At 61.0% G+C, this 17,771-nt stretch carries 19 protein-coding genes and 1 pseudogene; 10 read left to right on the top strand and 10 right to left on the bottom strand.

Annotated elements, in window-relative coordinates:
- Positions 1-17: 17 nt before the first annotated feature.
- The 3 genes and pseudogenes from GKKCFE_RS24760 to GKKCFE_RS24770 all read right to left on the bottom strand — a co-directional run.
- Positions 18-716, bottom strand: a pseudogene (locus GKKCFE_RS24760) (uroporphyrinogen-III synthase); the annotation flags it as partial.
- Positions 713-1,654, bottom strand: a complete 942-nt coding sequence (gene hemC / locus GKKCFE_RS24765) for a hydroxymethylbilane synthase (protein ID WP_047226122.1) — start codon at positions 1,652-1,654, stop codon at positions 713-715. The pseudogene GKKCFE_RS24760 and the gene hemC, both read right to left, overlap by 4 nt.
- Positions 1,655-1,801: 147 nt before the next feature.
- Complete coding sequence (locus GKKCFE_RS24770; RefSeq protein ID WP_047226123.1) at positions 1,802-2,548, bottom strand: LytR/AlgR family response regulator transcription factor; 747 nt, start codon at positions 2,546-2,548, stop codon at positions 1,802-1,804.
- Positions 2,549-3,007: 459 nt separating this feature from the next.
- On the opposite strand from GKKCFE_RS24770, the gene argH reads away from it, so the two are divergent.
- Positions 3,008-4,402 (top strand): argininosuccinate lyase, encoded by a 1,395-nt coding sequence (argH, locus tag GKKCFE_RS24775; RefSeq protein ID WP_076383077.1) that lies wholly within the window; start codon positions 3,008-3,010, stop codon positions 4,400-4,402.
- Between the two features lie 129 nt (positions 4,403-4,531).
- Here the strand turns inward: argH and GKKCFE_RS24780 are convergent, their stop codons facing one another.
- Positions 4,532-5,191, bottom strand: a complete 660-nt coding sequence (locus tag GKKCFE_RS24780) for a glutathione S-transferase family protein (protein WP_445577217.1) — start codon at positions 5,189-5,191, stop codon at positions 4,532-4,534.
- A 124-nt stretch (positions 5,192-5,315) separates the two neighbouring features.
- On the opposite strand from GKKCFE_RS24780, the gene GKKCFE_RS24785 reads away from it, so the two are divergent.
- The 3 genes from GKKCFE_RS24785 (at position 5,316) to GKKCFE_RS24795 (ending at position 9,100) form a co-directional block, all read left to right on the top strand.
- Positions 5,316-5,600, top strand: a complete 285-nt coding sequence (locus GKKCFE_RS24785) for a hypothetical protein (protein WP_076383078.1) — start codon at positions 5,316-5,318, stop codon at positions 5,598-5,600.
- A gap of 228 nt (positions 5,601-5,828) precedes the next feature.
- Positions 5,829-6,077, top strand: a complete 249-nt coding sequence (locus tag GKKCFE_RS24790) for a TIGR02647 family protein (protein WP_047226127.1) — start codon at positions 5,829-5,831, stop codon at positions 6,075-6,077.
- Positions 6,078-6,256: 179 nt separating this feature from the next.
- A complete protein-coding gene (locus tag GKKCFE_RS24795; protein ID WP_445577218.1) occupies positions 6,257-9,100 on the top strand; it encodes a class I adenylate cyclase in 2,844 nt (947 codons plus the stop codon).
- Between the two features lie 5 nt (positions 9,101-9,105).
- Here the strand turns inward: GKKCFE_RS24795 and rnk are convergent, their stop codons facing one another.
- From rnk to cyaY, 3 genes are all read right to left on the bottom strand, one after another.
- Positions 9,106-9,516, bottom strand: coding sequence for a nucleoside diphosphate kinase regulator (rnk, locus tag GKKCFE_RS24800; protein WP_047226129.1), 411 nt, complete (start codon positions 9,514-9,516; stop codon positions 9,106-9,108).
- Positions 9,517-9,793: 277 nt separating this feature from the next.
- Entirely contained in the window at positions 9,794-10,012 is a 219-nt protein-coding gene (locus GKKCFE_RS24805; protein ID WP_047226130.1) for a DUF1289 domain-containing protein, read from the bottom strand.
- Between the two features lie 4 nt (positions 10,013-10,016).
- Positions 10,017-10,349 carry an iron donor protein CyaY gene (gene cyaY, locus GKKCFE_RS24810; protein ID WP_047226131.1) on the bottom strand — a complete coding sequence of 111 codons (333 nt, stop codon included), beginning with the start codon at positions 10,347-10,349 and terminating at the stop codon, positions 10,017-10,019.
- A gap of 202 nt (positions 10,350-10,551) precedes the next feature.
- On the opposite strand from cyaY, the gene lptM reads away from it, so the two are divergent.
- From lptM to GKKCFE_RS24840, 6 genes are read left to right on the top strand one after another with little or no spacing between them, the layout of a single operon-like run.
- On the top strand, positions 10,552-10,722 hold the full coding sequence (gene lptM / locus GKKCFE_RS24815; RefSeq protein WP_047226132.1) for an LPS translocon maturation chaperone LptM: 171 nt from the start codon (positions 10,552-10,554) through the stop codon (positions 10,720-10,722).
- A 9-nt stretch (positions 10,723-10,731) separates the two neighbouring features.
- On the top strand, positions 10,732-11,979 hold the full coding sequence (gene lysA, locus GKKCFE_RS24820; RefSeq protein ID WP_445577219.1) for a diaminopimelate decarboxylase: 1,248 nt from the start codon (positions 10,732-10,734) through the stop codon (positions 11,977-11,979).
- Between the two features lie 4 nt (positions 11,980-11,983).
- Entirely contained in the window at positions 11,984-12,814 is an 831-nt protein-coding gene (dapF, locus tag GKKCFE_RS24825) for a diaminopimelate epimerase (protein WP_139048889.1), read from the top strand.
- A 13-nt stretch (positions 12,815-12,827) separates the two neighbouring features.
- The gene (locus GKKCFE_RS24830) at positions 12,828-13,550 is read left to right on the top strand and encodes a DUF484 family protein (protein ID WP_047226135.1); all 723 of its coding nucleotides are present in this window, start codon (positions 12,828-12,830) and stop codon (positions 13,548-13,550) included.
- A gap of 2 nt (positions 13,551-13,552) precedes the next feature.
- Entirely contained in the window at positions 13,553-14,452 is a 900-nt protein-coding gene (xerC, locus tag GKKCFE_RS24835; protein ID WP_445578069.1) for a tyrosine recombinase XerC, read from the top strand.
- Positions 14,449-15,153 (top strand): HAD family hydrolase, encoded by a 705-nt coding sequence (locus GKKCFE_RS24840; protein WP_047226137.1) that lies wholly within the window; start codon positions 14,449-14,451, stop codon positions 15,151-15,153. Before xerC ends, GKKCFE_RS24840 begins: the two co-directional genes overlap by 4 nt.
- A 211-nt stretch (positions 15,154-15,364) precedes the next feature.
- On the opposite strand, the gene sutA is transcribed toward GKKCFE_RS24840, so the two are convergent.
- From sutA to GKKCFE_RS24855, 3 genes are all read right to left on the bottom strand, one after another.
- The gene (gene sutA, locus GKKCFE_RS24845) at positions 15,365-15,688 is read right to left on the bottom strand and encodes a transcriptional regulator SutA (protein ID WP_014340827.1); all 324 of its coding nucleotides are present in this window, start codon (positions 15,686-15,688) and stop codon (positions 15,365-15,367) included.
- A 101-nt stretch (positions 15,689-15,789) separates the two neighbouring features.
- Positions 15,790-16,215 carry a secondary thiamine-phosphate synthase enzyme YjbQ gene (locus tag GKKCFE_RS24850; RefSeq protein ID WP_047226195.1) on the bottom strand — a complete coding sequence of 142 codons (426 nt, stop codon included), beginning with the start codon at positions 16,213-16,215 and terminating at the stop codon, positions 15,790-15,792.
- Positions 16,216-16,429: 214 nt separating this feature from the next.
- The gene (locus GKKCFE_RS24855; protein ID WP_047226138.1) at positions 16,430-17,755 is read right to left on the bottom strand and encodes an ammonium transporter; all 1,326 of its coding nucleotides are present in this window, start codon (positions 17,753-17,755) and stop codon (positions 16,430-16,432) included.
- Positions 17,756-17,771 lie beyond the last annotated feature (16 nt).

Raw genomic sequence — 17,771 nt, forward strand, 5'->3', positions numbered from 1 at the left:
CTGGCGCCACGGCAATCCACAACTGTCAGGGCCCCGGCGGCACGGGCCATCTCGGCAACCCTTGGGCTTGGAACGAACAACGGTAACCGCGCCAGCGCGGGCCACTCATCGCCAGCCAACCGCTGCAGATGCTCGAAGCTCTGCCCACTGCTGACCACCAGCGCGTTCAAGCGTTCCGCTTTGACCCTTGCCGCCAACTCACCTTCTCGGTAATGCGGCAGGCTGCGCCGGTACAGTTCCAGATAATCGACACTAGCACCTTGCTCGCGCAAGCGCTCCGCCAGCAAGCCGCGCCCGCCCTCGCCACGCACAATCAAAACCTTGGGATTGGGTCGGGTGATAGCCTGGCGTAACACCAGATGCTCCAGCAAGGCTTCGCTGTCATCGCCGTGGTCGGGATAAAACACAGTGAGGCCGGCATCGATAAGGATCTGCCCGGTCGCCGCCCCCACGCTGAACCATGGCTGGTCTGGCGGCTGGGGCCAATATTGGCGCAGCAGCTCCACACACAAACGTGCGGCGGGCTTGCTCACCACAATCACGGCACAGTACTGGTCCAGCCGTTGAAAAGTCTCCCCCATGGAGTCGGACATGGGGACCGGCTCGATATCCAGCAACGGCAGGCTGCTGCTGTAGATCCCGGCCTCGGCCAGGACAGCCGCCAGGGCCGACGACTCGTCGACCGGCCGGGTCAGCAGCAGCCGCCAGCCCGTCACGCGTGGCCCGCCTCGCCGTAGACCTTCTTGAGAATGTCGTCGGCACCCTGGCTGAGCAGGTCTTCGGCTACCCGGACACCCAGCGCTTCGGCATCGCGGCGCGGCGCCCGGGCCTCGGCACTGAGCAGTCGGCCACCGTTCGGATCACCCACCAGACCGCGCAACCAGACCTGCTCGCCTTCGAGTACGGCGTAACAGGCAATCGGCACCTGGCAACCGCCATTGAGGTGTTTGTTGAGGGCGCGCTCGGCGAAGACCCGGGTGGCGGTGTCGTCGTGATGCAGCGGTGCCAACAGGGCATGGATCTCGCTGTCGGCGCTGCGACATTCGATACCCACCGCCCCCTGCCCACCGGCCGGCAGGCTGTCATCGACGCTGATGGCCGACGTGATGCGATCTTCAAAACCGAGGCGGATCAGGCCGGCGGCGGCAAGGATAATTGCGTCGTACTCACCGGCATCGAGTTTGGCCAGGCGGGTATTGACGTTGCCCCGCAGAAAGCGGATTTGCAGGTCTGGGCGGCGGGTCAGCAACTGCGCCTGGCGACGCAGGCTGGAGGTGCCGACCACGCTCCCGGCGGGCAGGGCGTCGAGGCTTGCAAACGTGTTGGAAACGAACGCATCGCGTGGATCTTCTCGCTCGCAGATGCAAAACAGGCCCAGGCCTTCCGGAAAGTCCATGGGCACATCTTTCATCGAGTGAACGGCGATATCGGCTTCGTTGTCCAGCAGCGCGGTTTCCAGCTCCTTGACGAACAGGCCCTTGCCGCCGATTTTCGACAGCGGCGAGTCCAGCAGCTTGTCGCCGCGACTGACCATGGGCACCAGCGTCACGATCAGGCCGGGATGGGCCTCTTCCAAACGGGCTTTGACGTATTCGGCCTGCCAGAGGGCCAAGGCACTTTTACGGGTGGCGATGCGGATCTCGCGAGGGGACATGGATCAATCCGTACTTAAAAGATACGGCGGATAATAACAGCTCAGTCAAATTCGCTTTGACTTGAATCACGACCCCAAGGCCTCCCTGGCCGTCAATGTCCTGGAAATGGAACGCGCCAAACGGCTTGGACGCCTTGGAACCTCAAGCTAAAGCTGTTGCATCATCTTCCGCACGCCGGCCACGTGCCGCCGGCTGACAATCAGCGCGTCGCCATTGAGGCCTTTGAGAAACAACTGGAAATGCCCAAGGGGTGTGCGCTGCAAACGCTCGATACGCTCGCGAGCCACCAAGGCGTTGCGGTGGATGCGCACGAAGCGTTCACCGAACTCGTCTTCAAGAGCCTTGAGTGGTTCGTCCAGCAGCACCTCGCCGCTCTCGTGACGCAAGGTCACGTATTTATGGTCGGCGATAAAGTAGACCACCTGATTCAATGGGATCAGTTCAATGCCTTTGCGAGTGCGCGCACTGATGTGGCTGCGCGGGCCGCTGCCGCTTTCGGCGGCCGGACGGGTCAACGCCGCCAGTTGCACGCGGTTGGGCCGCTCGGCCTTGCGCAAGGCCTCGACCAGCGCCTCGGCAGTGACCGGCTTGATCAGGTAGCCCACGGCGCCGGCCTGCAGCACCTCCGGCGGGAAGTCGTCCCGAGTGGTGCAGAACACCACCGCGGGCGGTGACTCACGCTCGCACAACTTCGCCGCGACCTGCAAACCGTCCAGGCCAGGCATGCGAATGTCGAGCAGCACGATATCCGGCTTGTGGCTGTCAATAAGGGCCAACGCCTCTTCGCCATTGGTGGCGCTCGGCTCCAGGACACTGTAACCCTCGAGTTCGCCAACCATTCGGCTCAGGCGCTCACGGGCCAGTGGTTCGTCATCAACGATCAGGACATTCATATTGCGCTGGATTCCTGCGTGAGTCTCGCACAAGGATAGCGTAGACAGGGGAAGTGACATCCGTCACCGCGATCCACGCTAAGACTCGTTCGAGGGCCAAAAAGTGCCGCGAGGCGGTTACCTATCTTTACCCGCGTCTGCCAATCGATGCTTGAGGCCTGTTGTCGCACGGCGCCGTCGTAGGAATTGTTAACACTCCATCTGACCAATACGAGCCCCCCTCTTCTATTCGTCCAATGCTCCGTGGATGAAAAAGTAAAAGTCCTACAGTCCACTGTAGACGGTTGCCGCGCCGATATTGCTCAATCGAAAAATATCGTTGTGCAAAAAACCCATTAAATGCTCGGGTTGTGCGCAAAAAACCTGCCGACCAGTGCCAGCGCCAGTCCCGGCAACCCTGCTATCATCCGCCGCAGCCTTTAACCGCTACTTTTTCCACAGCCGATCACGAGCGAATTCATGAGCACTGACAAGACCAATCAGTCCTGGGGCGGCCGCTTCAGTGAACCCGTCGACGCCTTCGTCGCCCGCTTCACCGCCTCCGTCAACTTCGACCAGCGCCTGTATCGCCACGACATCATGGGCTCGATCGCCCACGCCACCATGCTGGCCAAGGTCGGCGTACTGACCGATGCCGAGCGCGACAGCATCATCGATGGCCTGAAAACCATCCAGGCTGAAATCGAGGCCGGCCAGTTCGACTGGCGCGTCGATCTCGAAGACGTGCACATGAACATCGAAGCGCGCCTGACCGATCGCATCGGCGTGACCGGCAAGAAGCTGCACACCGGCCGCAGCCGAAACGACCAGGTGGCCACCGACATTCGCCTGTGGCTGCGCGATGAGATTGACCTGATCCTGGGCGAGATCACCCGTCTGCAAAAAGGCTTGCTGGAGCAGGCCGAGCGCGAGGCCGAGAGCATCATGCCGGGCTTCACGCACCTGCAAACCGCTCAACCTGTAACGTTTGGGCATCACATGCTGGCCTGGTTCGAAATGCTCAGCCGCGACTACGAGCGCCTGGTGGACTGCCGCAAGCGCACCAACCGCATGCCCCTGGGCAGCGCCGCGCTGGCCGGCACCACGTACCCGATCGATCGTGAATACACCGCACAGTTGCTGGGTTTCGACGCCGTGGGCGGCAACTCGCTGGATAACGTTTCGGACCGCGATTTCGCCATCGAATTCTGCGCCGCCGCGAGCATTGCGATGATGCATCTGTCGCGCTTCTCCGAAGAACTGGTGCTGTGGACCAGCGCGCAATTCCAGTTCATTGACCTGCCGGATCGCTTCTGCACCGGCAGTTCGATCATGCCGCAAAAGAAAAACCCCGACGTGCCGGAGCTGGTACGCGGCAAGAGTGGTCGGGTGTTCGGTGCGCTGATGGGCCTGCTAACCCTGATGAAAGGCCAGCCGCTGGCCTACAACAAGGACAACCAGGAAGACAAGGAACCGCTGTTCGATGCCGCCGATACCCTGCGTGATTCGCTGCGGGCCTTTGCCGACATGATCCCGGCGATCAAGCCCAAGCATGCAGTGATGCGCGAAGCGGCCTTGCGCGGCTTCTCCACCGCCACCGACCTCGCTGATTACCTCGTACGCCGTGGCCTGCCGTTTCGTGATTGCCACGAAATCGTCGGCCATGCCGTGAAGTACGGCGTGGACAACGGCAAGGACCTGGCGGAGATGAGCCTGGACGAACTGCGCCAGTTCAGTGACCAGATCGAGCAGGACGTGTTTGCCGTGCTGACTCTGGAAGGTTCGGTCAATGCCCGCGACCACATCGGCGGCACAGCGCCTGCCCAGGTGAAGGCTGCCGTGGTGCGCGGCCAGGCGATGCTCGCCAGCCGTTAAAAGCCGAAAGCATCGCGAGCAGGCTCGCTCCCACAGTGGATCTTCAGTGAACGCACATGTGTGAACACATGGAGATCAAATGTGGGAGCGAGCCTGCTCGCGATAGCGCCCTTCAGAACAGCAAAAAATTCACTTCTTGGCCGCGATCATCGCCAAAAACCCCGGCATCGCCGCATCCCTGTCGGCCGCAATCCGCTGCACATTCGGGTTCTGCTCCAGCCGCTCCATCAGCCCCTTGGCCGCCGGCATATCCGCCAGCAAGTCGATATCGAACACTTTCCGGCCCACCTGGCACGCCAGCGATACGCTGTAGAGGAAATACAGATCGGCCAGGCTCAGACTGTCACCCGCCACGTAGGGCGAGAATTTGCCGTGACGGCCGAGCGAGGCGAACCCCAGCAGCAATTCGGTCTTGGTCTTTTCCTTGATGGCGTCGGGTACCGATATGCCGAAAAACGCCTCGGCGTAGCAAGCCCGTCCCGGCAGCTCGATGTACAACTCGATTTCCCTGCACAAAGCCAGCACCTGAGCACGCTCGAACGGGTCGCTGGGCAACAGGGCTTTGCCCGGCTGGGTTTGTTCGATGTATTCGAGGATCACGCTGGTTTCGTTGATAAACCCTTGCTCGGTCTTGAGCACCGGCACCTTGCCCCGTGGACTGATGGCCAGCACATCGGGGGTCTGAGCGCCGTAGAACGGCACCTCTTCGAAGGGCAGGCCCTTTTCCAGCAACGCCAGCTTGACCATGTTGTAATAATTGCTGACGGAAAAACCATAAAGCTTGAGCATGACAAAGCCTCCAGGCCGTGCGGGGTTGGCAGCCTTGCGTTATAGACCGCCGAGCCGTTTCTTGCCAGGCGCATCACTGCGCTGAATGCAGGTAAACTGGCGACCTTTCTCCAAGGAGCCTGCCATGAGCGAGCCAACCGACATCGACAACGACGAAGAAGAGTTCGTCGAGAACACGCTGATCCAGGCCATCGAAAACCAGATCGAAAATGACAACCCGCCAGCGGCCAAGGCCGTTTTCAATAAATTGACCCTGGTGGGTTACGAGCGCGAAGAAATTCTCAACCTGATGGCCCATGTGCTGGCAGTGGAAATTGATGCGATCCTCGAAGAAGACCGTGCGTTCGATACCCAGTGGTACGAAACGGCGTTGCGCGCTCTTCCCGAGTTGCCGCCAGAAAAGAAATAAGGTCTCACCGACTGTGGCGAGGGAGCTTGCTCCCGCTCGGCTGCGCAGCAGCCATCAAGCTATTGGGACCGCTTCGCGCTCCAGCGGGAGCAAGCTCCCTCGCCACAACGAATTACGCCTGCGGTCACCCAAAACAAAAAAAGCATGACGCTGACACTGGACAGCTCGGCCGAGTGCGCTCACTTTAGTGACGCTGTCGACCAAATTCCTAGAAAGTCTGGAGTCCTTATGTCGCTTACCCCTGAGCTGGTTGCCGAACTGGAAATCCTTGCACTCTTCAACCTGGACAGTTCCCAGGAAGGCCTGAAAATCCATCAGACCGCTGCCCCCTCTGCCATCGCTGCCGCTAAACGCCTGTTCGAAAAAGACCTGATAACCCAGTCCGACGGTGGTTACCTGACCAGCCTGGGCCGGGATGCCGCCGAGCATGTGCAAAGCCTGCTGACCATTCTCAACGTCGTAAAAGAAGCCGCCTGATTCCTCCTGTCGCCCACGGAAATCTCCTTCATCGAGGTTTCCGCAGGCGCCTTGGCGCACTGTGTAAAAATTCTGACGTCAAAAACATACATTCAGCTTAAGAAATCCCGGGTTCGGGCGCTAAACTGCCACCACCTGTGATCTCCCACGTTCGACGCCGCGAGCCGGTTTGAGCTGACATGACCCGCAATCACGAAATACGCCCCGATCTGGACGAGGGAATCGACCGCAAGGTCCTGAGCCAGTTGCGCGCACGTTTTCTCAAGCTCAACAGCGTACGGATGGATCGCGCCCTGGAAGGTCTGTCGACCCGCCAGCAAAGCGTGCTGACGCTGTTGCCGTTGTTTTTCCACGTCAATCACCCGCTCCTGCCCGGCTATGTCTCTGGCAGCACGCCTGCCGGGTTGTCCAACTACGAGCCCGACGCCAGCGTCCTCGCCGAAGCCCAGCGGCTGACCCGCTCGTTCTCCTACAAGCCGCGCCACGGCAACAATCCGCCGCGACCGATTCTGGGTCTGTTTCTGATGGGCAGCCTCGGCACCCTCGCCCAAGCGGATCAAAGCGACATGGATGTGTGGGTCTGCCATGGTCCGGACCTGAGCGAGGACGAACTGGCCGAACTGCGCAAAAAATGTCTGCTGCTGGAAACCTGGGCGGCGACCCAGGGCGCTGAAGCGCATTTTTTCCTGATCGACCCGGCGCGCTTTGTCCGCGGCGACCGGGACACTCAGCTCAGTTCCGACGATTGCGGTACAACCCAGCATTACCTGCTGCTGGACGAGTTCTACCGCACGGCGATCTGGCTGGCCGGACGCACGCCGATCTGGTGGCTGGTGCCGGTGTATGAAGAAGAAAACTATGAGCAGTACACCCACACGCTGATTTCCAAACGCTTCATCCGCGCCGATGAAACGCTCAACCTGGGGCACCTGGCCTATATCCCGCCGGGAGAATTCATCGGTGCCGGCCTCTGGCAATTGTTCAAGGGCATCGAGTCGCCCTACAAATCAGTGCTCAAGCTGCTGCTGATCGAAGTCTACGCCAGCGAACACCCGGACGTTCGCTGCCTGAGCCTGCGCTTCAAACAGGCGGTGTTCGCCAACCGCCTGGACCTGGAAGAGCTGGATCCCTACATGGTGGTTTACCGTCGTATCGAGGAGTACCTCAACGCCCGAGGTGAATCCGAACGCCTGGAGCTGGTGCGCAGGGCGCTTTACCTGAAGGTCAATCGCAAGCTGACCGGCCAGGGGCGCAGCACTGGCTGGCAACGGGTTCTGCTTGAGCGTCTGGCCCGGGAATGGGGCTGGGACCCACGGCAACTGGCGCTGCTGGACAGCCGCAGCCAGTGGAAAGTGCGTCAGGTCAGCAACGAACGGCGGGCGCTGGTCAACGAACTGACCTACAGCTACCGCTTCCTGACCCAGTTCGCCCGCACCGAAAAAACCGTCAGCCTGATCAACAAGCGCGACCTCAACGTCCTGGGCCGGCGGTTGTATGCCGCATTCGAACGCAAGGCCGACAAAGTCGAGTTCATCAACCCCGGCATCGCCCCGGACCTGGCCGAAGACACCCTGACGCTGGTGCAGTCACCGAACAAGAAAGAACCCGGGCAGAATCAGTGGGGCCTGTACAACGGCAGCCTCAACGCCCTGGAGTGGGAAAACTTCGCACCGATCAAACGCTGCCGCGAGCTGCTGGAGTTGCTGACCTGGTGCCATCGCAACGGTGTGATCGACAGCAGTACGCGCCTGGCGCTGCACCCTGGTAGCAGCGACCTGAGTGAGTTCGAACTGTTCAACCTGCTGGGCAGCCTGCAACAGTCCATCGCCCTGCCGCTGAGCACGGTAGATGAAGAACAGCTGCTGCGCGCCAGCGTGCCCAGCGAAGTGCTGATACTGGTTAACGTCGGCGTCGATCCGCTCAAGCATCATCGCGACCTCAATATCCTGATGACCACCGAGCGCACGGACTCCCTGAGCTACGCCGGGGTTCGGGAGAACCTGGTGCTGACCCTGGATCAGGTCACGCTCAACAGTTGGAACGAGGTGCTGGTCAACCGCTTCGACGGCGAGCACGCCCTGCTCGACTGCCTGCGCGATTACCTCAATGACCTGCCCGTCACTCAGCGCCAGCCGCGTTTGCAGGTACGCTGTTTCTGCCACAACCGCGCGCAGTTCATTGCCCGCCGGGTCGAGGAAGTCATCGAAACGGCCCAGACCCTGCTACTAAGCAGGCTCAACCACCGCTATCTGCTCCAGGTCCAGCAGCACTACCACGTATTGGAGCTGGTGCCGGGCCAGGTCAATCACGTGGCCCTGGGCAGCCTGTCGGCGCTGATGGATTACCTGGGCGAGGAGCTGACGGCCTACAGCCCTCTGCATCTGGATCCGATGGCTCTGGAGGACCATGACCTGGCGCTGATCCTGCCCATGGGGCAGCCCGAGTGCATTCAGGTGTTCTACCGGGTCAACGAGGACGACGCTGAGCTGTACGTGCTCGATGAGCTCAATGCCCTGTGGCAACAGCGCTTGCCTTATCACGACGACCACAGCCTGCTGGTGCCATTGCAGCGCTTCCTGCAATCGGTGCTGTACCGCCGCGACGCGTTACTGCCGATGGATGCCACCCAGCCATTGCCCCTGGAAACCCTGTACTACCAGCTCCTGCCCTCGGGCAGCGGGCGGGCACGGCGGATCGAGGCGCGGCAGGCGCCGCAAACGCCAGTGAACAAGCCGTTCTATGACGTGCAGGCAATCATCGGCAAAGCCACTCATGGGCAGGTGCACGTCACCCTGTATTGCGATCAGCGGGAGTTTTCGGAGCTGGAACATGGCGACCAGTTGTTCCGCGTGGTCGCCAGGGAGATCGTCGAACAGCGCCGCGAGGCCGAACGCTATCGCTGCTACATCACCGACCTGGACCTCTCGGGTCTTGTGGGTGATGGGGCCTGCTCAAGTAATTTGTACCTGCGTTACAAGGCTGACCTGGAACGCGCCCTGAACGAGGCGCTGGCCTTGGTCTGAAGCGCTTAGAGGTGGAAATCGCCGCCCGCTTCCGGCTGGTATTCCACGGCCAGCAATGTCAGTTTCAGCGTCTTGCCGCCCGGCGCCGGCCAGTCGATGTGCTGGCCAACCTTCAGGCCCAACAGTGCGCTGCCTACCGGGGCAAGGATTGATATCTTGCCTTCGTCGGCATTGGCATCCTGTGGATAAACCAGGGTCAGGTGATAGTCCTTGCCGCTGCTTTCTTCGCGGCAGTGCACACGCGAATTCATGGTCACGACATCGGCGGGCACTTCATCGTGGCCTACCACGGTGTCGGCACGATCCAGTTCGGTTTGCAACGCAATCACGCCCGGCAGCGTTTCATCAAGGCTATCGATCAGGCGCTCCAGACGTTGTACGTCCAGACGTGTAAGGGTGATGGAAGGTACGGTCATAATTCAGGCAGACTCCTTTGTTCTGCACGAAAAAAGCAAAACCCCGCCACAAAAAGACGGGGTTTTCACGGGCCTCGATGAGTTGAGGCGTAGCTGGACACTATCACAGCTCAATAAATAAACAACCCGGGCCAAATCTACCCATTGTCATGGGGAGCAGAATTACTGTGGCGCGGGGATTGTGGGAGCAAAGCTTGCTCGCGAAACAGGCGCCTCGATTTCAGGAAGAACGCGTCGTCTTCATCGCGGGCAAGCCTTGCTCCCACACAGTGGGCGATTACACCAGAGATTTGCGTTTAGCCGCCTCGGCGCAGATGACCCGGCGGCGCTCATCATCGGCCGAGCGCCATTCGCGGATATCCTCCACATGACGGAAACAACCGAGGCAGACCTTCTGCTCATCCAACTTGCACACGCTGGTGCACGGAGAGGGCACTGCGGGGCTGACGTTGCTGTAGAGCGGTTTGGGCGGGCGCGCCGGAGTGTTCTGGCTCACGCTGTCAAAGGCCTTCGAAATCCAGTTCCACCCCGGCCTGCTGCTTGACGATGCGCTCGAGCATTTCGCCCAATTGCTCTTCGCTCTTGTCGCACATCCAGCGTTCGCTTTCCTCGTCGTAGTCGAAGTGGAAACCGCCGGACACCGCCGCCAACCACAGCTGCCGCAACGGCTCCTGGCGGCTGAAAATCAACTGGCTGCCATTTTCGAACTTGACGGTCAGCACCCCGGCGGAGCTTTCCAGGTCGATGTCCAGCTCGCTTTCGTCGAATACATCCTCCAGCGTTTGCTGGGTCGCATCGACCAGATCGTGGAAACGGGCTTCAGTCAAACTCATTGCGGCAACCTCGAAAATGTCTGCTCATGCTCAAGCGCCGCAAGATACGGACGCTTCCCGGCGATTGCAAAGGATATACCGACCGACGACAGCCGGCTTTGGGAAAAGCCTCCCGGCGCCGGACGGGAACCCCGTTGCATAGGCAAGCTGCCGGGTGGCCGGTATACTCCGGCGCAATTAACGCATTTTCAAGGATTTCGCCATGAAGCGCCTGATCTCTTCCCTTGCTGCGCTCGTCGCGGTTGCTTGCCTTGTGACAGCCTGTGGTCAAAAAGGTCCGCTGTACCTGCCCGACGACAGCAAATCCCCTGAAGAACAGGCCAAGTCGTCGCAATCCAAGTCCCACGCGCACGATACCCACACCACTTATTAAGGGAACGCCATGGACGCTTTTAACTACCGTGGCGGGGAGCTGTTCGCGGAAGGGGTTGCCTTGTCCGCGCTCGCGGAACGTTTCGGCACGCCAACCTACGTTTATTCCCGTGCACACATCGAAGCCCAGTATCTGGCCTTCGCCGATGCTCTGGCCGGCATGCCGCACCTGGTATGTTTCGCCGTAAAGGCCAACTCCAACCTCGGTGTACTCAACGTCCTGGCACGCCTGGGTGCCGGCTTTGACATCGTTTCCGGTGGTGAGCTCGAACGCGTGCTGGCCGCTGGCGGCAGCGCCGACAAGATCGTTTTTTCCGGCGTCGGCAAGACCCGTGAAGACATGCGCCGCGCCCTGGAAGTGGGGGTGCACTGCTTCAACGTCGAATCGACCGATGAGCTGGAGCGCCTGCAACTGGTCGCCGCCGAGATGGGTGTCCGCGCGCCGATCTCTTTGCGCGTGAACCCGGACGTTGATGCCGGCACGCACCCGTACATTTCCACCGGTCTCAAGGAAAACAAGTTCGGCATCGCCATTGCCGACGCCGAGGATGTGTACGTACGCGCGGCCCAACTGCCGAACCTGGAAGTGCTGGGCGTGGATTGCCACATCGGCTCGCAACTGACCACCCTCGAGCCTTTCATCGATGCCCTCGACCGCCTGCTGGCGCTGGTTGACCGCCTCAGCGATTGCGGCATCTACCTGCGTCACATCGACCTGGGCGGCGGCGTCGGCGTGCGCTACCGCGACGAAGAGCCGCCGCTGGTGGCCGACTACGTCAAGGCGGTGCGTGAACGCCTCGACGGTCGCGACCTGGCCCTGATGTTCGAGCCGGGCCGCTACATCGTTGCCAATGCCGGCGTGCTGTTGACCCAGGTCGAATACCTCAAGCACACCGAGCACAAGGATTTCGCCATCGTCGATGCGGCGATGAACGACCTGATCCGCCCGGCGCTGTACCAGGCCTGGATGGACGTCACCGCGGTGCGCCCTCGCGCTACCGCCGCCCGCAGCTACGATATTGTCGGCCCTATCTGCGAAACCGGCGACTTCCTGGCCAAGGGTCGGGAGCTGGCGCTGGAAGAAGGCGATCTGCTGGCCGTGCATTCGGCCGGGGCCTACGGGTTTGTCATGAGTTCCAACTACAACACTCGCGGCCGCTGCGCCGAAGTGCTGGTGGACGGTGATCAGGCGTTTGAAGTGCGTCGCCGCGAGACGGTAGCCGAGTTGTTTGCCGGCGAAAGCCTGCTGCCGGAGTAAAACCATGCTGCTGCGTTTTACCAAGATGCACGGCCTGGGCAACGACTTCATGGTCCTCGACCTGGTCAGCCAGCACGCGCACATCCTGCCCAAGCATGCCAAACAATGGGGCGACCGGCACACCGGTATCGGTTTCGACCAGTTGCTGATCGTCGAGGCGCCCAACAACCCGGACGTGGACTTCCGTTACCGGATCTTCAACGCCGATGGTTCGGAAGTCGAGCAGTGCGGCAACGGCGCCCGCTGCTTCGCCCGATTCGTGCTGGACAAGCGCCTGACCGCCAAACGGCAGATTCGCGTCGAGACTAAAAGCGGCATCATCGAACTGGATGTACGCAGCGACGGCCAGATCGGCGTCAACATGGGTGCCCCGCGCTTGATACCGGCGGACATTCCGTTCGAAGCGCCGGCCCAGGCCTTGAGCTATCAGTTGGAGGTCGACGGCACCACGGTGGAACTGGCGGCAGTATCCATGGGCAACCCCCATGCCGTCTTGCGAGTCAGCGATATCAACAGCGCGCCAGTGCATGAGCTGGGGCCGAAGATCGAAAATCATCCGCGCTTCCCCGCGCGGGTGAATGTCGGTTTCCTGCAGGTCATCGATCGCCACCGTGCGCAATTGCGCGTCTGGGAACGCGGTGCCGGGGAAACCCAGGCGTGCGGCACCGGCGCCTGCGCGGCGGCAGTCGCCGCGATCAGTCAGGGATGGATGGATTCGCCTTTACTGATCGACCTGCCCGGTGGACGCTTGTCCATCGAATGGGCAGGCCCCGGCCAACCGGTGCTGATGACCGGCCCGGCAGTACGCGTATACGAAGGACAAGTTCGTCTTTGAGTGAGTCAAACCCATGACCGACAAGCCACAGGTTCCAGCCCCGCAGCCCGACGAATCCCCCAGCCATCCGGACGCCGCAGCCGTGGCCGCGTACCTGGAGGCTCACCCGGACTTCTTCGTCGAGCATGAAGAACTGCTGGCGACGATGCGCATCCCCCACCGCCGCGGCGACACGGTGTCGCTGGTCGAGCATCAGATGAAGATTCTGCGCGAGCGCAACATCGAAATGCGCCATCGTCTTTCGCACCTGATGGACGTAGCCCGGGATAACGATCGGCTCTTCGACAAGACCCGTCGCTTGATCCTGGCGCTCATGGATGCCAACACCCTCGAAGACCTGGTGATGAGTGTCGAAGACAGTCTGCGCCAGGATTTCCAGGTGCCTTTTGTCAGCCTGATCCTGTTTGGCGATAACGCCATGCCAGTGGGGCGCTGGGTAACCCACGCCGATGCACAGACAGCCATCGGCGGCTTGCTCACGGAGAACAAGAGCGTCAGCGGCAGCCTGCGCGAACATGAGCTGGACTTCCTCTTCGGCGAAGAACAGCGCAAGCAGATCGGCTCCACCGCTGTCGTCGCCATCGCCCACCAGGGCGTACATGGCGTGCTGGCCATTGCCAGTCGTGATCCGCAACACTACAAAAGCTCGGTGGGCACGTTGTTTTTAAGCTACATCGCCGAAGTCACCGGCCGGGTCCTGCCGCGCATGACTGGTTCACTGCGCTCGGTACGCTGATGATGGAACGGCAGCTGGACGCCTACTGCGAACACCTGCGCAGTGAGCGCCAGGTGTCGCCCCACACGCTGTCGGCCTATCGCCGCGACCTGGAAAAAGTGTTGGCCTGGTGCCAGAAGCAAAACATCGGCAGTTGGGCAGCCTTGGACATCCAGCGCCTGCGCAGCCTGGTCGCCCGCCTTCATCAACAAGGGCAATCTTCCCGCAGCCTGGCGCGACTGTTGTCAGCAGTGCGAGGCCTGTACCACTACCTCAACCGCGAAGGGCTGTGCGATCACGACCCCGCCACCGGCCTGGCACCGCCCAAGGGCGAACGCCGGCTGCCCAAGACCCTGGACACCGACCGGGCCCTGCAATTGCTGGAAGGCGCCGTCGAGGATGACTTCCCGGCGCGACGGGACCAGGCGATTCTCGAATTGTTCTACTCCTCCGGCCTGCGGCTTTCCGAACTGACGGGGCTTAACCTGGATCAACTGGACCTGGCCGATGGCATGGTCCAGGTGCTGGGCAAGGGCAGCAAGACACGTTTGCTGCCCGTTGGCCGCAAAGCCCGTGAGGCCCTGGAGCTGTGGCTGCCGTTGCGGGCGCTGACCAACCCGGCCGACGACGCGGTATTTGTCAGCCAGCAAGGCCGGCGTCTCGGCCCGCGGGCGATCCAGGTGCGGGTCAAGGCCGCCGGTGAACGCGAGCTGGGACAGAACCTGCACCCCCACATGCTCAGGCATTCCTTCGCCAGCCATCTGCTGGAGTCTTCCCAGGACCTGCGCGCCGTCCAGGAACTGCTCGGCCACTCCGACATCAAGACCACCCAGATCTATACCCACCTGGACTTCCAGCACCTGGCAACGGTCTATGACAGTGCCCACCCAAGGGCCAAACGAATCAAGGGCGACGAATCATGACCATCGAGCTCATCACTTTCGACCTCGACGACACCCTATGGGACACCGCCCCGGTGATCGCCAGTGCCGAGGCCATCTTACGCCAGTGGCTGACCGACAACGCCCCGAACCTGGGCAGCGTGCCGGTGGAGCATCTTTTTACCATTCGCGAGCAAGTGTTGCGCGAGGAGCCCGGCCTGAAGCACCGCATCAGCGCACTGCGCCGACGAGTGCTGTTCCGTGCCTTGCAGGACGCCGGTTATGACCAGTGGCAAGCCTCGGAGCTGGCGGACGAAGCGTTCGAAACATTCCTGCACGCCCGTCACCAACTGCAAATCTTTCCCGAGGTGCAGCCTACCCTGGAAATTCTAGCCAACCATTTCGCCCTCGGCGTGGTCACCAATGGCAACGCCGATGTACGTCGCCTGGGACTGGCGGATTATTTCAAGTTCGCCCTGTGCGCCGAGGACATCGGCATCGCCAAGCCTGACGCCCGGCTGTTCCACGAAGCCTTGCAACGCGGCGGCGCCACAGCGCAAACCGCCGTGCACATTGGCGATCATCCGGGTGACGACATCGCCGGCGCCCAACAGGCCGGCTTGCGGGCAATCTGGTTCAATCCGGCGGGTAAAACCTGGGATGCCGAGCATGTACCGGATGCAGAGATTCGCAGCCTGACCGAGCTGCCGGGGTTACTGGCGGGGTGGCATAGCCAACCCTGAACCGCCTGTTTTGTGGCCACCAGAACTCAAATTGTGGGAGCGAGCCTGCTCGCGATAGCAATGGCACATCCAGCGTCGATGTGACAGATGGATCGCTATCGCGAGCAGGCTCGCTCCCACAGGATCCGCGGCGCCTGGCCTGAAGATTTTTATAGCCCATGAAAAAGCCCGCAGCGACGGCGGGCTTTTTCAGCAAGCAAGAAGCAGATGCTCAGATCGGGCGGCTGCCGTACTTGTTGTCCGGTTTCTTGGGCGGATCCGCAACAACGTTGGCCTCCACTTCCTGCACTTTACCGCCTCGGGCCAGGAACTCCTCCATGGCCTTGGCGAGCGCATCACGCTCCTTGTTCTTGGCCTCTACGCTCGGCAACTCGTCGACCGAAACCGCCGCCTTGGCCTTGCCTTTGGCGGTTGGCGCCGGTACATCGGCCCCATCGTCGTCGGCGACGTCTTCAGCCGCCGCTTCCAGGCCTTCTTCGGTCTCGTCTTCGTCACCTACTTCGAGGTCGTCGTTTTCCAGATCATCGTCGCTCATGTTCTACCTCATGACTTGCGAAAAGCAGATTAGTTATAGCCCAGCTTCGCCGTCTGTCGAAGGCTGCCAGAAAAAATTCAACATCCGCCGGCAATCAGCGGTTACTCCCCATCACCGTACAAAGTGGCGAGGACTTTACGAGCACCGCCATGATCACGGTGCTCGCCCAGATAAACACCTTGCCAGGTACCCAATGCCAGCCGTCCCGCCGTGACCGGCAGGCTAAGCTGACACCCCAGCACGCTGGCCTTGAAGTGCGCCGGGAGGTCGTCCAGGCCTTCGTCGTTGTGCTCATAATCGGCGGTTCCTTGTGGGATCAGCCGATTGAAAAATCGTTCGAAGTCTCGACGCACCGCCGGATCGGCGTTCTCGTTGATGGTCAACGAGGCCGAGGTATGCTGCAGCCACAGATGCAACAGACCGACACGACATGCCCGGAGTTCAGGCAGGCCGGCGAGCAACTCGTCCGTTACCAGATGAAAGCCCCGAGGCCTTGCCCGCAGGGTTATCAGCGTCTGTTGCCACATACAGATCTCCGCACGTTCGGCGCGCATTCTAGCGCGCTCTGGGAAAAAACAAAGGGCCTAATACGCCTGCTTTGGTGTAAGCCGATGGCGGTAGAAAAACCCATGTCGCGTACATAACAAAAGACGTCGGAAAAACCGGTACATCCTGTGAGCAATGACAAACTCCAGACAAAAAAATGCCCGGCGAACCGGGCATTTTTTTTATTGCGTGTACTTACAGATTGTAGCCACGCTCGTTGTGCTGGGCCAGGTCCAGGCCGACCGCTTCTTCTTCCTCGGAGACACGCAGACCCATGACGGCGTCCAGGACTTTGAGAATGATGAAGGTGACGATCGCGGTGTAGATCACCGTGAAGCCTACACCCTTGAGCTGAATCCACACTTGCGCGCCGATATCAGTCACGGTGCCGAAGCCACCCAGGGCCGGCGCTGCGAACACACCGGTCAGGATCGCGCCCAGGATACCGCCGATGCCGTGCACGCCGAAGGCGTCCAGGGAGTCGTCATAGCCCATTTTGCGCTTGAGGGTAGTGGCGCAGAAGAAGCACACCACACCCGCCGCCAAGCCGATGACCAGGGCGCCCATCGGGCCCACGGTACCGGCAGCCGGAGTAATCGCCACCAGACCCGCCACCACACCCGAGGCAATGCCCAGTGCGCTTGGCTTACCGTGGGTGATCCACTCGGCGAACATCCAGCCCAACGCCGCAGCAGCGGTTGCAATCTGGGTCACCAGCATTGCCATACCGGCGGTGCCGTTGGCCGCGATGGCGGAACCGGCGTTGAAGCCGAACCAGCCTACCCACAGCATGGCCGCACCCATCAAGGTGTAACCCAGGTTATGCGGTGCCATCGGGGTAGTCGGGAAGCCCTTGCGCTTACCCAGTACCAGGCATGCCACCAGGCCAGCAATACCGGCGTTGATGTGCACCACGGTGCCGCCAGCGAAGTCCAGCACACCCCAGTCCCACATCAGGCCGCCGTTGCCGGACCAGACCATGTGCGCAATCGGTGCATACACCAGGGTGAACCACACGGCCATGAAGATCAGCATGGCGGAGAACTTCATCCGCTCGGCGAACGCGCCGACGATCAGGGCCGGGGTGATGATGGCGAACGTCATCTGGAAGGTGATGAACACCGCTTCAGGGAACAGGCCAGTCAGGCTACTAGGCGTGAGGCCCGCCAGGAATGCCTTGTTCAGACCGCCGACGAACGAATTGAAGTTGACGACGCCCTGCTCCATCCCCGTGGTGTCGAACGCAATGCTGTAGCCATAAATGACCCACAGGATGCTGATCAGACCGGTAATGGCAAAGCATTGCATCATCACGGAAAGAATGTTTTTCGACCGAACCATGCCGCCGTAGAACAGCGCCAGGCCGGGAATAGTCATGAACAGTACAAGAATTGTGGCAGTGAGCATCCAGGCAGTGTCGCCGGAGTTCAGGACTGGGGCTGCCGCTTCTTCTGCCATGGCCAGGCCAGGCGTTACGAAGGACAACAGGGCTCCTAGCCCTGCGAATTTACGCAGAGTCATATTGTTTTCTCCTGGG

The organism is Pseudomonas sp. E141 (assembly GCF_052659885.1).

Bases quoted from the DNA above. Each gene is read 5' to 3' on its own strand.
- GKKCFE_RS24795 (WP_445577218.1), top strand. From the start codon at position 6,257: ATGACCCGCAATCACGAAATACGCCCCGATCTGGACGAGGGAATCGAC.
- GKKCFE_RS24840 (WP_047226137.1), top strand. From the start codon at position 14,449: ATGACCATCGAGCTCATCACTTTCGACCTCGACGACACCCTATGGGAC.
- sutA (WP_014340827.1), bottom strand. From the start codon at position 15,688: ATGAGCGACGATGATCTGGAAAACGACGACCTCGAAGTAGGTGACGAA.
- lysA (WP_445577219.1), top strand. From the start codon at position 10,732: ATGGACGCTTTTAACTACCGTGGCGGGGAGCTGTTCGCGGAAGGGGTT.
- GKKCFE_RS24790 (WP_047226127.1), top strand. From the start codon at position 5,829: ATGTCGCTTACCCCTGAGCTGGTTGCCGAACTGGAAATCCTTGCACTC.
- GKKCFE_RS24785 (WP_076383078.1), top strand. From the start codon at position 5,316: ATGAGCGAGCCAACCGACATCGACAACGACGAAGAAGAGTTCGTCGAG.
- hemC (WP_047226122.1), bottom strand. From the start codon at position 1,654: ATGTCCCCTCGCGAGATCCGCATCGCCACCCGTAAAAGTGCCTTGGCC.
- xerC (WP_445578069.1), top strand. From the start codon at position 13,553: ATGGAACGGCAGCTGGACGCCTACTGCGAACACCTGCGCAGTGAGCGC.
- argH (WP_076383077.1), top strand. From the start codon at position 3,008: ATGAGCACTGACAAGACCAATCAGTCCTGGGGCGGCCGCTTCAGTGAA.
- GKKCFE_RS24780 (WP_445577217.1), bottom strand. From the start codon at position 5,191: ATGCTCAAGCTTTATGGTTTTTCCGTCAGCAATTATTACAACATGGTC.
- rnk (WP_047226129.1), bottom strand. From the start codon at position 9,516: ATGACCGTACCTTCCATCACCCTTACACGTCTGGACGTACAACGTCTG.
- GKKCFE_RS24855 (WP_047226138.1), bottom strand. From the start codon at position 17,755: ATGACTCTGCGTAAATTCGCAGGGCTAGGAGCCCTGTTGTCCTTCGTA.
- GKKCFE_RS24770 (WP_047226123.1), bottom strand. From the start codon at position 2,548: ATGAATGTCCTGATCGTTGATGACGAACCACTGGCCCGTGAGCGCCTG.
- GKKCFE_RS24850 (WP_047226195.1), bottom strand. From the start codon at position 16,215: ATGTGGCAACAGACGCTGATAACCCTGCGGGCAAGGCCTCGGGGCTTT.
- cyaY (WP_047226131.1), bottom strand. From the start codon at position 10,349: ATGAGTTTGACTGAAGCCCGTTTCCACGATCTGGTCGATGCGACCCAG.
- dapF (WP_139048889.1), top strand. From the start codon at position 11,984: ATGCTGCTGCGTTTTACCAAGATGCACGGCCTGGGCAACGACTTCATG.
- GKKCFE_RS24830 (WP_047226135.1), top strand. From the start codon at position 12,828: ATGACCGACAAGCCACAGGTTCCAGCCCCGCAGCCCGACGAATCCCCC.
- lptM (WP_047226132.1), top strand. From the start codon at position 10,552: ATGAAGCGCCTGATCTCTTCCCTTGCTGCGCTCGTCGCGGTTGCTTGC.